11 protein-coding genes are annotated in these 14,965 nt (G+C 36.0%); 4 read left to right on the top strand and 7 right to left on the bottom strand.

The window, feature by feature from the left end; genetic code table 11:
* Positions 1-33 precede the first annotated feature (33 nt).
* The 4 genes from JGH11_RS05600 to JGH11_RS05615 are packed head-to-tail and all read right to left on the bottom strand — an operon-like array spanning position 34 to position 7,446.
* The gene (locus JGH11_RS05600; RefSeq protein ID WP_236263876.1) at positions 34-951 is read right to left on the bottom strand and encodes a BT_3044 domain-containing protein; all 918 of its coding nucleotides are present in this window, start codon (positions 949-951) and stop codon (positions 34-36) included.
* Positions 952-982: 31 nt separating this feature from the next.
* Positions 983-2,995, bottom strand: a complete 2,013-nt coding sequence (locus JGH11_RS05605) for a RagB/SusD family nutrient uptake outer membrane protein (RefSeq protein ID WP_201110589.1) — start codon at positions 2,993-2,995, stop codon at positions 983-985.
* Positions 2,996-3,006: 11 nt separating this feature from the next.
* Positions 3,007-6,096, bottom strand: a complete 3,090-nt coding sequence (locus JGH11_RS05610) for a TonB-dependent receptor (protein ID WP_201110590.1) — start codon at positions 6,094-6,096, stop codon at positions 3,007-3,009.
* A gap of 30 nt (positions 6,097-6,126) precedes the next feature.
* Positions 6,127-7,446, bottom strand: coding sequence for an IPT/TIG domain-containing protein (locus tag JGH11_RS05615; protein WP_201110591.1), 1,320 nt, complete (start codon positions 7,444-7,446; stop codon positions 6,127-6,129).
* A 404-nt stretch (positions 7,447-7,850) separates the two neighbouring features.
* Here JGH11_RS05615 and JGH11_RS20515 point away from each other — a divergent pair, with 404 nt between their 5' ends.
* The 3 genes from JGH11_RS20515 to JGH11_RS05630 are packed head-to-tail and all read left to right on the top strand — an operon-like array spanning position 7,851 to position 9,707.
* On the top strand, positions 7,851-8,048 hold the full coding sequence (locus tag JGH11_RS20515; protein ID WP_370567566.1) for a hypothetical protein: 198 nt from the start codon (positions 7,851-7,853) through the stop codon (positions 8,046-8,048).
* Positions 8,049-8,078: 30 nt separating this feature from the next.
* Positions 8,079-8,993, top strand: a complete 915-nt coding sequence (locus JGH11_RS05625) for a hypothetical protein (protein ID WP_201110592.1) — start codon at positions 8,079-8,081, stop codon at positions 8,991-8,993.
* Between the two features lie 6 nt (positions 8,994-8,999).
* Positions 9,000-9,707: an NUDIX domain-containing protein gene (locus tag JGH11_RS05630; protein WP_201110593.1), complete on the top strand. Its 708-nt coding sequence runs from the start codon at positions 9,000-9,002 to the stop codon at positions 9,705-9,707.
* A 55-nt stretch (positions 9,708-9,762) separates the two neighbouring features.
* Here the strand turns inward: JGH11_RS05630 and JGH11_RS05635 are convergent, their stop codons facing one another.
* The 3 genes from JGH11_RS05635 to JGH11_RS05645 all read right to left on the bottom strand — a co-directional run bounded on the left by JGH11_RS05635 (position 9,763) and on the right by JGH11_RS05645 (position 14,347).
* A complete protein-coding gene (locus JGH11_RS05635) occupies positions 9,763-11,073 on the bottom strand; it encodes an RtcB family protein (RefSeq protein WP_201110594.1) in 1,311 nt (436 codons plus the stop codon).
* 769 nt (positions 11,074-11,842) lie between these two features.
* Positions 11,843-12,490, bottom strand: a complete 648-nt coding sequence (locus JGH11_RS05640; protein ID WP_201110595.1) for a hypothetical protein — start codon at positions 12,488-12,490, stop codon at positions 11,843-11,845.
* A 342-nt stretch (positions 12,491-12,832) separates the two neighbouring features.
* A complete protein-coding gene (locus JGH11_RS05645; protein ID WP_201110596.1) occupies positions 12,833-14,347 on the bottom strand; it encodes a TROVE domain-containing protein in 1,515 nt (504 codons plus the stop codon).
* A gap of 133 nt (positions 14,348-14,480) precedes the next feature.
* On the opposite strand from JGH11_RS05645, the gene JGH11_RS05650 reads away from it, so the two are divergent.
* Positions 14,481-14,963 (top strand): hypothetical protein, encoded by a 483-nt coding sequence (locus tag JGH11_RS05650; protein ID WP_201110597.1) that lies wholly within the window; start codon positions 14,481-14,483, stop codon positions 14,961-14,963.
* Positions 14,964-14,965: the final 2 nt, after the last annotated feature.

Consider the following 14,965-nt stretch of genomic DNA (forward strand, 5'->3'; position numbering starts at 1 on the left):
ATGTAATTACTGTTTTATGGAAAATAATCAGCCCTATTTTCTGTTTTCCTCCATCCAGTCATTTATAATTCGTTGTTCTTCATCATTTTTACGTTCTTTGTATACAAATCCGCTAACTTTTTTAGTTACTCCGTCTTCTACAAATCTATACCACAAATCGTAGACTTTCAACTCAGGATAATAAGTTCCTCCTCCTTCAAGAATATTAAAATTCTGCCAAGTGGCTAAAGATAATGAGTTATCTGGATTTACAGAGATATTAAAGCAATAGTTCGGACGATAGTCTGTAGCACCTTTTGTCCACTCATTCTTCAGATGGTACATACGCACAGTATTTCCATCTACAACTGCTTGCAATGTTCTTGGAGATTTATAGATAATAGAGTCGTTCGGGTTTGCTTCTTCTTTAATGACGCCATCCATATAATATAAACCCGAGTAGTCATTCATTAGATTAAATCTCATCAAGACAACTGTATCTTGTTTTGCTAATTCAAAATCAGATGATGATTTTAGTCTCAATGCTATCATATATAACGAATCAATATGTAGGCTTGACGGTTCTACATAAATAGGATAGGTGCCATACACTTCTCCTTTTTTCACTACGACATTCGGATTGGGAAAACTATAGATACCACTTGCTAGGTTTTGATATAGAACATCAGTTGTACCAAGTTCTTTATCATTATAGTTTTTTATAGCAGAAGGGTCTTCTTCTATTTCAACCGTAACATCTCTGTCTATTTTTATTGAACTGCTTATTGCAACTGAAGCATGAACTGTATCTCTAAGGAAGCCAATATTCAAGTCCCTATCTATAATTCGGCCTTTTGCACCAACAAGATAAACAGATTCTGGATACATTAGTTTATCCATTGGTAGCTCATCATCACAACTGATAAACCACAAGGCTATAAGAGATAAAGATAATAATAATATTTTTTTCATCTTATTCATTTTAAATGCATTAATAATTTGATTACCAGCCTGGATTTTGCTCCAGTCTACCATTTTTCTGAAGTACATTTCTGTCGATAGGCCAGAAATACATCTTGTTTTGGAACATACGCTTCATGTATCTCTCAGTATTCCAAATTCTTACTGTATAAAACTGCTGACGTTGCGACTGTCTTGCACTCACATCTAAACCTCTTATTGGTTTGTTATATGCATCATATGCGTCTTTCCAACGGCGTAAATCCCAGTAACGTTGATTTTCGAATGCAAATTCAATACGTCTTTCGCTTTTTATCAAATCCTTCATTGTCTGATAATTTGAAGCTATTTCAGTTGTTATACCAGGTTGTCCCGCTCTATATCGTATCTGGTTAAAATAGTATACCATTTGATTAACATCCCTTGATACTGTGATTCCAGAAGCCTCATCTTTATAAGAACCATCCATTTCATTCAAAGCTTCTACATAACCCAACAATACTTCAGCATATCGAAACAGAGGATAAGTTTTTGCCTTAACAGTTCCATCCCAAAATATACAATCATCTTGATGCACATATTTTTTAAAAGTATATCCTGTTCTATTTCTGTGATTATTATCATTCAAGTTAGTAGCATTTCCCCCCTGATAATATTCAACATCTAAATTCTTTACCGCAGCATCACTCCCTCTATAAGAAGTGGATGGCCAAATACAATGGTTAAATCCTATACTGGCATAATAGCGAGGCTCTCTATTGTCGTCCATAAAGGCTCTGGAAGCTGATAGCTGATAATCTGAAGAGAAAGTTCTACTTGTTCCAACGGCTTGCCATGATTTCTCAGCTTCTGTTGCTTCACTGAATTTTCGCCCATCAGCCATACGATATTCTTCGATCAAATCTTGTGTTACACTAAGAGTAGCATTACCACCCAATTTAGCCGGAAAAACAAGGCGACTATCACTATTACCTTGATATGCATTATTAACGGCATAATAAATATATTCTTTGATAATATAAGGCTGATAGGTGCCATCGAAAAGAGTTTTATAAGATTTGTAGGGATCAATATCTCCTGCTCCATCCGGGAAACTCGCATTTGAAACTGTCGAAGGAAGAGGTAAAGTTCCAGTTCCTTTGTCATTAACTATTTTGCTTACTGTATGAATGCGGTATCTGTCCATATCGATAATTCTCTTAAACGTAGCAGCAGCCTTGCCCCATTTATTTTTATCTTCTGTTTGAGATATGAAATGAGAACCATCGGACCGGGTCCAATCCGAATAATATGTATTCCCATTAAATAAAGGACTTGCAGCATACAATTGCAAACGAGCTTTAAATGCTAATGCAGCCCCTCTTGTAGGTAAGTATTGCTGAGATTCTATCCTGTCCAGAGGCAATAGCTTCGATGCTTCTTCAAAGTCAGCACATATTTTTTCGACACACTGATCATATGTCGCACGCTCGATAGAAGCTGTTGCAACATCAGCATCTGTATCAAAAGCTAAATCTGGTAAAATAGGTACTGGTCCATATAAACGAACAAGGTAAAAATAAAAATAAGCACGAAGGAAATAGGCCCTCCCTCTAAAATCGCGGGATTCCATTTCAGTAATCTCTTGATTCTTACTAATATTAGCAAGTATAATATTAGCCTTTCGAATTCCTTTATAACAGTTTGGCCATGGGTTAAATCTGGTATTTGTTTCTGTTACTTCATCATATAATAGGCTATTACCGTTCAACATGAAGGGTATAATTGCTTCATCTGCAGATGCTCCACTAGCTGAAGCAACATTCCAGTTCCATTCGCTTCCAGTTTGTATTGCTTCATCAATTAAGAGCGCTGCCGCACCATTAATATATTGCTCCGTTCTTGCTTTTGACAAGAAAATGGAATCCAACGTTGTTTGATCGTATACATATTTGTCAATATCCAGATAATCTTCACATGAGCTTAAAGTGAAAATAGTAATCAGAATGATAGCAAATCTCAGTAACTTGACATGTATAGCGACTATTGCTCTATTAACATTAAATATTTTATTCATAATCTGTTGTATTAAAATGAGAGATTCAATTGCAAAGTGTATACCCGCTGGATAGGATACTTAGTTCCATTTTCCTGAGCTTGTCCAGGATCTAACATTTTTTCTTTAGACCAGACAGCTAAATTATCTCCAATAAGGCTGATCACGGCACTCTGAAGCCCAAACTTCCGTAGTGTCTTTATTTTTGCAGTGTATGATAACTGCACATTTTTGAGCCTTAGGTAGGCTCCATCCTGAAGCCAGAATGTTGAAGACATACTGTTATTCCAGCTACCGCCATACGAAAGTCTTGGATATTTTGCATTAGGATTTTCTGTTGCAGGATCTCCGGATATTTCTCTTGATATCCAACGATTTTGAGGATCTGCGAAATCTGTTATTACATTCCCAGTATTACTACCGGAGAATGGATTGTACATATTTCCTTGTCTAAAATAGGCAACCCGACTCGTACCTTCAAAAAGAACGCTCAAATTGAAATTTTTCCAATTGAACTCAGTAGCAAATCCATACTGAATTTGAGGTATACCAGAATATTTTAAAGGTACAATATCATCATTATTAATGACTCCGTCTCCATTCACATCTTTGTATTTAATATCACCAGGAAGATAATTCCCAAACTCTTGCCGAGGGCTATTCTGAATGTCAAATTCGTCTTTAAATAGTCCTTCTGCAATAAGTCCTCGTCTTATACCATCCTGAAATCCGACAGCTGATTGATAAGGATATCTCTTTATATCCTCCTCAAATTCAACCACTTTATTCTTTGACTGCGTAAAATTAGTACGAATCACAACATATTTACTTTTATCTCCGGGATCAAGAGGCTGGGTATAAGAAATATGTCCATCAACACCCCAACTTTCCATTTTCCCAACATTTGCCCAAGGTAAAGAAACTAATCCCATTTCTTCCGGAACGCTCTGGCGTAGTTGGTAAATGCCTGAACGAATATCTTTAAATATATCCACAACCATATCGAAGCGATCCTTGAAGAAACGCGCATCCATACCTAAATTGTATTTTGTTGCTTTTTCCCATCTTAAGTTGCTCGAACCAACCTGTGTCTCGGTTATACCCTCGCCATTATTCCACTGTCCAGAACCTGTCATACCAATCAATGTCAGATATGGGAATCGGACAGAGTCGTTCCAAGTAAGTTTGTCATTACCTACAATTCCATATGAGGCCCTAAATTTAAAATAATCTAAAAAAGGTATATGCTTACGCATAAAATCGTATTGAGTTGGAACCCAACCTAAAGAAACCGCAGGAAACCAACCAAATTTCTTACCTCTCTCAAAAGCCTCCGACCCCGTATACCCAACATTAAACTCGGCCATATATGTATCGTTATAAGAGTATGTAAAACGGCTGGCATAGCTGTTATATCGTTTTGGAATGGCTGTCAAACCAGTATTAAATCGGGAAGATTCATAATCACTCCAATAAGCATGTATCAATCCACCAACTCGATGCGCCTTATTAAATATACGATCGTAATTGATCCGTCCCTCAAAGTAATATTTACGTTCAGTCTCTGTTGCATTTCCATAGTATGGTTCAATGGCTTCCTGCACTTTATCTAAATTCAGAGATCCATCGCGTTTCCGTCCACTTGCATAATATATTGCCGGAGATTTCTCTCTTATCTGCCATGTTTTACTACTGCTATCTAAATTTACAAGTCCCATAATTGATAAACCCTCAGTAACCATACCCAAATTTTGATTAAGTTGCATGGTTATCTTATTGTTGTTGAAAGAATACTTTCTGTAGCCAGTCATATTGAGTAGCACATAAGGACTTATGTTGTTTTTAGTATTACCGTACCCTGGAGCTTCTCCGGTTGAATATAGAAGTGGCACAGTAACAGGAGTCAGATTTGCTTGCGCTTCCCATAAAACATCAGCATTATCTCCATAACCCGGATAATTTTGATTTATGATTACACTTTCTTCATTCAGAGAGAGTGTAGTAGTAGGAGTTATATTTACATCTACATTTGCACGGAAATTAAACTTATTGTAGTTAACGTTGGTGTCGTACTTGTTTATATCCTTATCTTGTTTGAATATGGCTTCTTTATTCATGAAACCGGCACTAATATAATAGCGTGCAATCTGTCCTCCACCTGAAGCACTTAAAAAGTATTGTTGATTCCATGTATAATCTTTCAATATAACATCTCTCCAGTCTACATCAGGATGAAGGTCCGGGTCCATATGATTGGCATATAATGCAAGATCAACATCCGAATAAATAGGGATTCCTCCTCTTGTAACTGAAGCCTCATTGGCAAGAGATGCATAATCGGCTGCCCGAACATATTCAGGCATACGTGGAGAATAAGATATTCCCGTATTTGCCTTAACTCTGATATCTAACTTTCCTGCTTTTCCTTTTTTAGTTGTCACAAGAACAACCCCATTTGCACCCCTTACTCCATATACAGCTGTAGATGAAGCATCTTTGAGTATAGAAAAGCTATCAATATCCTCAGGATCAAGTGTATTAAGATCCCCTTCTATCCCGTCAACGAGAACTAATGCTCCTTGACCGGCACCGAATGTACTTATTCCTCGTATCCAGAATTCAGAAAAATCTTTTCCCGGCTCGCCACTTCTATTAACCGATATAATGCCGGGAACACGTCCACCAAGCATATTACTGATGGAAGTAGCGGGTGCTTTCAGATCCTTGGTTTCTATAGACGTAATCGCACCCGTAACATTAATTTTCTTTTGTACTTTACCCGAAGCTGTAACAACGACTTCATCCATCATGTTTACTGTCTCTTTTAAAACAATACGCATACGTTCATCGCTTTTTTCAACTTTAATTTCTTGTTTATCAAACCCAATATATGAAAAAGTTATAGTTTGATTCGATTTTATACCAGTTAATTTGAAACGTCCATCTGTATCAGTCATCGTTCCATTAGTAGGATTTTCTTTTACTGAAACGGAAACTCCAATCAAAGGTTCTCCTGTTTCGTCCATTACAGATCCTCCGGCTGTCAAGTTTGACTGAGCAAACATAGCTCCGAGGGATGCTACCCATAATGTCAGCAGCAATAATATATTTTTTATCTTCATATTATAGTTGATTTGTATTTAATTAGGCTTTTATTCGATAGTAAGCTTCCTGACAACTCTTGATGCTCCTTCTCCCACATAAAAGTTATCTTCTGAGTCTATAGCAATACTTTTAGGTTGATCAAAGTATGCATCAAGAGGATATCCATTAACTTTACCCCATTGGTCTGGATGACCAGCAACTAATGATACAAGACTACCTCTGATTTTGACAATACAATGGCCATCCTTACAGCATACATAGATTTCGCCCTCACTATTCACAGCCATTCCACAAGGAGCTCTGAATACTGCATCAAGCAACTTATCTCCAAAGGCGGTACCTCCTGAATTGAATCCTGCATATTTTTCTACATGCCATACACCAGATCCATCCTTATAGACCTTAAATATACCGTTTGCATCAGCGTAAGACACAAAGAAACATTTGTGATATTTACTATAAATCAGGTATTGCCACCATGAACCAAGGTTCACACCATTAAAAGCCGCATGGTCATTTTTTGTAAATAATTTTTTAACTTCTTTATTTACCAGATCCACTTCAACCATTGTACCTTCAGACATGAGATATAAATAGCGATCATCTTCGGCATAGGTCATTCCGCCATGCAAACTTCCGGGAAGCATATTACCATCTATTTCAATGCCAGTGGGATTTAATGTCCATCCATCTTCTCTTGTAGCAGTGTATAACATACGAGTACCATCTCTTCTTATTACACATGCCTTTTCCTTCGTATGATCAACAGCTATCGCTCCCATATAACTGATATTAGTGAGTCTCATCATCATATTATCATCGAAAGAAACAAAACTGGTTCTATCGCCCCAGTCTCCTTCGACAAGAATAATATTATCGCCTTTTTGACCTTTAACAACTCCTATTCCTGTTACATTTTGAACACGAGCTTCATCCAGATTACCTTCTATATATCGATCATCTTCAAATTTACCTACAACAGTTTTAACAGATTGTGTTTGATAATATTTAAAACGAACATTATCAGGAACAATACTATCTTTGCCAACGACAAGTGACACTGAATTATATCCTGGTGCTTGTTTAGGAACCATTCCATAGAGTTCCCTTCCGTCACAATTTATAACAACTGCTCTTTTCTTATCAAAATATACTTTTATTTGAGCTGTGTCTTTAGGGAAATTTCCTTTGATAACAAATGTTTGATCGATTCTCCCCCATGAAGGAAACATCGCTTCAAAAGCAATTGGTTTATTGGGTTCATAGTAATCACCGACTTCAGGTATTTTTTCTATTTCTTCTTTACCACTACAGGCATAGAAGATTAGAGAAATTAGAAAAGCAAAAATTAAATACTTTTTTTTCATTTCGAATAGATTTAACAGGTTTAATATTTCAATTTACATAGATACTATCTACTGGTAATGTCTGTATTACATTATTCACATGCAAATACCAGACTCATGTTGGCTCACATTGATTTATTTTTCATAATATTTTAATTTTAAGATTAATGTTTGTTATTCGTTAATATATGCCATCGTTCTACGGACACACAACTAACCACACCATTTCGCAAATACAACTACATAGACTTAAGATTATTAGCTAGTCTTTGGGACCTTTCACAATGATAGCTTAGTATATATCGAAAGTAAAATTATATTAGAACAATACTATCGTTGTTTAGTTTTAGATATTTGATTTCTATTTTTAGATAATAGAAGACAGATGTTACAGATGAACAGTACAGGCACACTCAATAAGTCCAATCAAAAGATATAAAAAGCCATCGGCTGGATTATGGGATGGACAGACTGATGAGGATGAACTGGGAATGACTTACGATCAAATTGATGCTTATATCCTAATTGGTACATCCAGGAATGCAGGCATAGATAAACTAATTGCAAAACGTATAGCAATGTCAACACATAAATTTGCTAAAATTCCTATATTTAAGGGTTAATATTCTATCAATCACTAAATAACAAAATACATGAAAACAAGATATGAGCAAATAGTTGATGTTGAAAAGATTGCATCGTTTAATAATAGAGTAGATATCGCTGAAGTTATTTCTTTAGCGAAGGAAGAGAGAATGGCCCCTATATCGCAGGACAATAAACAAATTCTACTCTTGGCTATCGATGTTCAGAACGACTTTATGGAGAATATTGGTAGTTTATCAGTGCAAGGCTCTAAAGGAGATGTCGAACGTCTTACAAGTTGGATTTATAACAATACGAAAAGTCTAACCCAGATTATATGTAGTCTGGATTCACATTCTATTACTCAGATATTTCATGCAAACTGGTGGGTGGATAATAAGAGTAATAATCCTCCGCCATTCACAATCATTACCTATCAGGATGTTATTAATGGCAAATGGCAAGCTGCTAATGGAGAAAAAGACCGCTCGTTAGAATACCTTAAGAATTTGGAATTAACAAGTAAAAAACAACTTTGTATATGGCCTTATCATTGCTTGGAGGGAACAAATGGAGCGAAACTGGAAAATGAATTTACCAAAATGCTGTATTTCCACTCTGCGGCTCGTAGCAGCACTCCCATCTTTATCTACAAAGGACAAAATCCATATACGGAGATGTATGGGATAGTAAAAGCAGAATATGATCCTGAAAATTATGTAAATCAATTAGTTCTGGATGCTGTAGAAGAATATGATGAGATATACATTGCCGGAGAAGCTTCAAGCCATTGTGTGCTGGCATCAACAGTTCAGATCCTTGAATATTTCTCGGATCGTAAAGATATAATTACCCGTATCACTCTGTTAGAAGATTGTATGTCTCCTATAGTAGGCTTTGAGGAATCAACCCGGCTACAATACCTAGAGTTGAAAGAAAGATATGGTATTCAGATTAAAAAGACAGTCGATGTAATATTATAACTAACGATGGATAAGTCTAACGAATATACATATAAATATCCGCGTCCGGCAATTACAGTCGATTGTGTGATATTTGGATTTGATAAAGACCAGCTTCAACTTAAAGTATTATTGACAAAACGTGCCATTAATCCTTATATAGGTATGTGGCCCTTCCCCGGTGGTTTTATCAATATCGATGAAACATCAGATGAATGCGCCCGACGAAAGTTGAAAGAAGAAGCAGGGCTGGAATCCATATTTTTGGAACAGTTATACACTTTTTCAAAAATTGAAAGAGACCCGAGAGAACGTATTATAAGTATAGCATACTATGCATTGGTTAGATCTACGGATTATATCCTTAATATCGGACTGAATATCGAAGATGTACAATGGTTCTCTCTTGATGAAATACCACTATTAGCTTTCGACCACCAAGAAATACTAGATGTAGCAGTAGAACGCCTTAAAGGAAAAATCCGATATCAGCCGATAGGTTTTGAATTATTACCGGAGAAATTTACATTGCCGGACCTACATCGATTATACGAAACCATACTGCAAAGAGATATAGACCGGGGCAATTTTAGAAAAAAGATACTAAGTATGAACTTGTTAATAGATCATAGTGACAAACAAAAGAATCGACCTTCGCGAGGAGCTAAAATTTACAGTTTTGATAAGAACCGATACGAAAGCCTTACTAAGTCGGGATTCTATTTTGAGATATAACACTACTAAAGCTCCTGTAAAATGTAATTTACAGGAGCTTCCATTTCTCATACTTCTATTTGGCCTTAATATTCATTATTGGCCTGATTGAATCTATAATTGTTGCCGTACCTTTTATAGCTACCATTATCAAATTCTTATCCTTATAAGCCATTGGCGATTCGTCAAGAGTCGATTGACAAACTGAAGACGAATAAATACCCTCCATTTCTTTTGTAAATTCTTCCATATCCAAAGTCTTTAAAGCTTTGTTTCGAGCCAGTACACGCCCTGCACCATGAGGAGCCGAACAGTTCCAGTCAGCATTGCTTTTTCCCTCACAGATAAGTATTCCGTCACGCATATTAAATGGGATTACCATTCTTTCTCCTTTATAAGAACGGATTGCTCCTTTTCTGATAATCCAGTCGGCGGTATCTATAAAGTTGTGCATAGAATATACAGAATCAACAGAATAATAATCTTCTCCTAAATCTTTGAATATAGCTTTCGACATTGCTTTATGATTGAATTGTGCATAAGTCTGGGCTATAACCATATCTACAAGATAATTATACATATCATCACCTTCGAGCATATACTCCTTTTTATCCACCTTATATTTTTTTGCCAGCTCTTCCAGTTTTTGTGGTATATCAGATGTTGGTTGGGTATTTTTAGTTATTTGTTTAAATTCATCGAAATATTCCTGAGTCAAACCTCTTTGCGACAACATCTTTTTAGCATGATAGTTACAAACTTTCAGTCCGAGATTTCGCGATCCGGAATGAATAGTCAGATAATGCGAACCATCCTTTGCAGACTCTCCTATTTCAATAAAATGGTTTCCTCCGCCTAAAGTTCCAACTGAGTAATAAAATGTATCCTCATTGATTCCAAGCTTTTTCGCTAATCGGCTGATATATTCCCTATCGACTGTTTCCAATACTTTCTCTTCATCAAAACGCTTCGCCCATTCTTGTTGAAATGATTGAAGATTCAGATTTACAGCTTCAATGTATGGGTCTACCCACCAATTATCGTAGGTCTTTTCTTTTCGAATATTCATCCCCATTGGTACAGAACGTCTGATTGCCAGATCCAAAGTCGGTAAACGGTCTGCTTCAATACGCTTGTTTAACTTATGAGTTGTAACGGAACAACCGATATCAACGCCAATATAATTTGGATTTATCATTTTAGTCATTGGCATAGTAAATCCAATAACGATTCCTTTACCTACATGTGTATCGGGCATAATACGGACTTGCACTCCTTCAGATATTTCGTTGTTCAGTATATTCTGTACCAGCTCAATAGCTTCTGTTTCCACATCGTCGATGAAGATTTTACAATCTTGGTTATATTTTCCTTTTAATTCTATCATACTCGTATATTTTCTAATAAAAAGTCAGGGTAATAAGTCGAAAAGGCCTTACATTCCGGTGTTTTACTCTCAACTACTAGCTTTCGCATGGCAGGAATTGCACCTGCGTCGCCGGATCACACGAAGAACTCCTTTTCTACGACACCTGACTAGATTTTTAATTTTAAAACGAAGCTATAAGCGGAGAAAGCTCGTGCAGGATTCGAACCTACGTTGGCCACTTAAACGAAGTAACTTTCTTCTACGGCATTCGTTTACAGGAAGAACAGAAGTAACAAACGAAAAGAGAAACGGGGCTTGACATTGCCGGAGTCGAACCGGATAGCCTTGTCGGTTTTACGACTTCGCTATTCCTCCCCTAAAGTGAGTCGAAGTAACTCTTTTCTACGACATTCTGTTTATATCTCAAAAACAAGGTAACAGACAATAAGAATTTATTTTGAGCTACATCCTTTCGAATGGAGGGATTTGAACCCACAACCAAGTAACACCTGCTCTACCGAAGTAACTCTTATTTACGACACTTATTATATCTTAAAGAAAACAAGGCTACAGACGAAAAGAGACTATATTCCTGCTCTACCCACTGAGCTACACTCCCATACTTAATTTTCGTTTTGTAGGAGTGGCGGGAGTCGAACCCGCGACCCGGGCATTAGAAGTGCGAAGTAACTCTCTTCTACGGCACTTGTTTTATGCTATTATATCAATGACCTCTTTCTTTAATAATACAAAGTTAGAACAGCAGTACGCAGTCTTTTTGCGTGGATTAATTTATTTTTAAAAATTCTATTATTTTCTCTGTACAAATAGAACTACTATTGTACGCTATATTGTCTGAACCACAATTTGAGCATGCGTAATATTGTATATTTCTGAATCGTTTCTTCTTTAAAACAGGTTCTTGTAAAGATGAGCACTTCTTGCAATAGATATAATTTTTTACTTTTTCATATATCCCCTTTCTCTCTGCTTCATAAAAAATAAAGAACTCATTTTTTATTAATTCATCAATTTTATCTGTACTCAATTCTGGAAAATAATAAGGTGTACCCCCATGTTCAATAGAATATATATCATCAGAAATATATATAAACTCAATATATTTATTAAGATAATCAAGATTAGCTATTTTTACCATATTGGCTAATCCTTCATCCGGAGTCATTCTACAATCAATGACATCCCTGACCGTTTTAAGAGCAAATATGTTAATCAATTTCTCATTATCTGTTTCTGGGACAACATCCAGTTCCGAAAGCACCTTTTCGAAATATTTCTTTAAGACAAGACTATCCTCACAATCTAAACCTGCTAATATATATAATGATTCAGTATTATAGTTATTTTCGAGCAACTTGATAGCACACTCAATATATCTTGTATTATTAAAACCATTTACTATTTCGTCGGCCAACAGTAAATTAATTTCTTCTTATAGATCAATTTTCATCTCGATTTCTTTCTTTTTATACCTTTCAAATCTGCTCTATTCAGTTGAACTCAAACCCACAACCAGAGCATGCTTAATACGAAGACCTATGTTTTTACGACATTGTTATATTTTCAAAGATGTTAAAAAAAGGTGACAAAAGTTACATGTTTTATACTATTTTTCACTGTCTCCTTTTTTCTTATATCCGCCCCTGCTTTTCAATATAGATAAATAAACTTTGCGAAGTTACAAACGCATAGAGTCTTTAGGAATTTACAGTTCGAAGTATCTCTATACTACGACATCCGCAAAGTTTCTTATCTATCATAATTCTATTTTCCGTATCTCATCTAAAGCATCGTCTCCACGATCTATAGCCGCTATTATATCAAATACCTTATCTGACCAACCTGCTATCAGGCATACATCCTCACGGGTGATATCCAAAGGTGTGGTTCCGTATCCCGATAGGTCAAACAAATATAGCTTGCTTTCCGGTGATATCTTTTTGTATTTGTCCCACAAATCAGCTATTTTTTTATCGTTACGATTATTCCACAGCTGACAATCGGTAAACATCATCACTTTATCTATTCGTTGGTTGCTCTTCAGCAAATCATTTATTACCAGATAACCATTGGTCGCATAGCCGACTTCGCCTTCACGACGATAGAAAGCATCCACATTGGACAATATACCCTTGGTTGGAACGTTTATCACTTTCCACTTATCTCCGAACATACCTGTTATAGCATTTTTACAACGAGATTTCAGCAACATGGCAAGCATCAAACCTATGTCATATGACAATATTTTGCTCTTTGGTGATATAGCTTGCTGCATAGAACCCGATACATCGGCGGCTATCAATACTTTAGTATCAGCATCAAAGCCGGATATGTTTTCTGCCGAAATAGCAACAGCCTGCTCCAACGCATTCATAATGCGACCGGCATAAGCCGATTTTACTTTCGATATTTCACGATAAGCCGCAAGGAATCGGAATGGCAACTGCTTCGAACGGCGCACTGCTTCTGCATTCGACAAAGTCTCACATACACTCATTATATGCTGTTGCGATACCTCGGCCTCCAATATGTTACGCAAGTTACGCATCAATGCCATATAACCTACTTTACGGCTATCTATCAGTTCTTCCCACTTCATGCGAAAAGCAATTTCTTTTTCTTTATCAAAAGTAAACTTAGTTTGTCCCAATGACGAAAGTTCAGTTTCCCACGTGTATGGAGTTTCCAACTCATTGTTTATTATCTTATTGAACAATACTTGTTGTGCCTTGTCTTTCGCTTTTGGATGTACTAGGAACAAAGCATCTCTAAGTTTTACTTCAGTATCGCGATTGTATTTTGCAAACTGGTATTCATCGAATTTGTTGAAAGCATCTTGTAAGCCTGACTGAAGTTGTTTTGACAATCGGTTCAGTTTTTTGGTATCCTTGCGTTGGTTAGCCAATTGGTAGTATGCAAGCAATTCAGTTATCTCATCGGCACGCTGTACGATACCCGATACCATTTTACATACAGTAGAGTCTCCTCTATGTACCTTTGCCAACTCTACAGCCAATACCAAAGATATGGAACGCATATTCATCTTCTGACGGGTATATATTGCCAACTGAGCTACAAATACTGGATCACATTGAGCTATCAGTTTACGCAATGTCTCTACCCTTGTTTCTGCTTTTTCGTAAAACTTGTCACTCAACGAAGAGGTTACGGCAGCAGTATACAATTGCCATTCTGGCGACAAGCGATATGCTGATTCACCTTCGTGATTCATTGCCTTGTTTTTTCCTTTTGTTGTAAAATTAAATTTCATCACTGTAATTTTTAATTGTTAAGGTCTTTTACGACACTCTTTGTTTGCTTGACATCACAAAGATTCAAATACAATTACGCAATCTTTTTGCGTAAACAAAATTATTTTTCATATTTTTAAAAAAAAGTTTTTAATGAACTCTATAAAGGCTAAAATAGATAAAAGTGATTATCAAGAGGATTGGTTATATCCTAACTATTATATTGACAATTTTTGGCTTGATGAAAAACTGGATAAATTATATCCAGACAATTTATATAAAGGATTAATTCCAACATTGCTCTACGGATTAATAAATCAAGAAGAAAAAATAGTGTGGGAAACAATTTTACCCAATAAAGGAGAGATTACAATATGTCCAATATTGATGTGTCCAGATGATTACGACTTTTCATGTACATTGATTGTAGCAGAAATTGAGAATCATGGATCTTTTATTCAATGGAAGCAAATAGGTGTTGATAAACAAACTAAATGGTTCGATGATGAAATAAAATATGACATAGTTTGGTTCTCGAATTTTCAATCATTAAACTTTGAACTTGACGATTATCAGAATATGATACAACATTTTAGAAAGCATTATCAATTGGATAAATTAAAAGATAATATTTAGAC

The sequence above is a fragment of the Dysgonomonas sp. Marseille-P4677 genome (assembly GCF_016652235.1).
Classification (GTDB): domain Bacteria; phylum Bacteroidota; class Bacteroidia; order Bacteroidales; family Dysgonomonadaceae; genus Dysgonomonas.

What these genes read in the sequence shown, in the direction of transcription:
- JGH11_RS05600 (WP_236263876.1), bottom strand. Translation starts at nt 951, where the DNA reads ATGAAAAAAATATTATTATTATCTTTATCTCTTATAGCCTTGTGGTTT.
- JGH11_RS05605 (WP_201110589.1), bottom strand. Translation starts at nt 2,995, where the DNA reads ATGAATAAAATATTTAATGTTAATAGAGCAATAGTCGCTATACATGTC.
- JGH11_RS05610 (WP_201110590.1), bottom strand. Translation starts at nt 6,096, where the DNA reads ATGAAGATAAAAAATATATTATTGCTGCTGACATTATGGGTAGCATCC.
- JGH11_RS05615 (WP_201110591.1), bottom strand. Translation starts at nt 7,446, where the DNA reads ATGAAAAAAAAGTATTTAATTTTTGCTTTTCTAATTTCTCTAATCTTC.
- JGH11_RS05625 (WP_201110592.1), top strand. Translation starts at nt 8,079, where the DNA reads ATGAAAACAAGATATGAGCAAATAGTTGATGTTGAAAAGATTGCATCG.
- JGH11_RS05630 (WP_201110593.1), top strand. Translation starts at nt 9,000, where the DNA reads ATGGATAAGTCTAACGAATATACATATAAATATCCGCGTCCGGCAATT.
- JGH11_RS05635 (WP_201110594.1), bottom strand. Translation starts at nt 11,073, where the DNA reads ATGATAGAATTAAAAGGAAAATATAACCAAGATTGTAAAATCTTCATC.
- JGH11_RS05645 (WP_201110596.1), bottom strand. Translation starts at nt 14,347, where the DNA reads ATGAAATTTAATTTTACAACAAAAGGAAAAAACAAGGCAATGAATCAC.
- JGH11_RS05650 (WP_201110597.1), top strand. Translation starts at nt 14,481, where the DNA reads ATGAACTCTATAAAGGCTAAAATAGATAAAAGTGATTATCAAGAGGAT.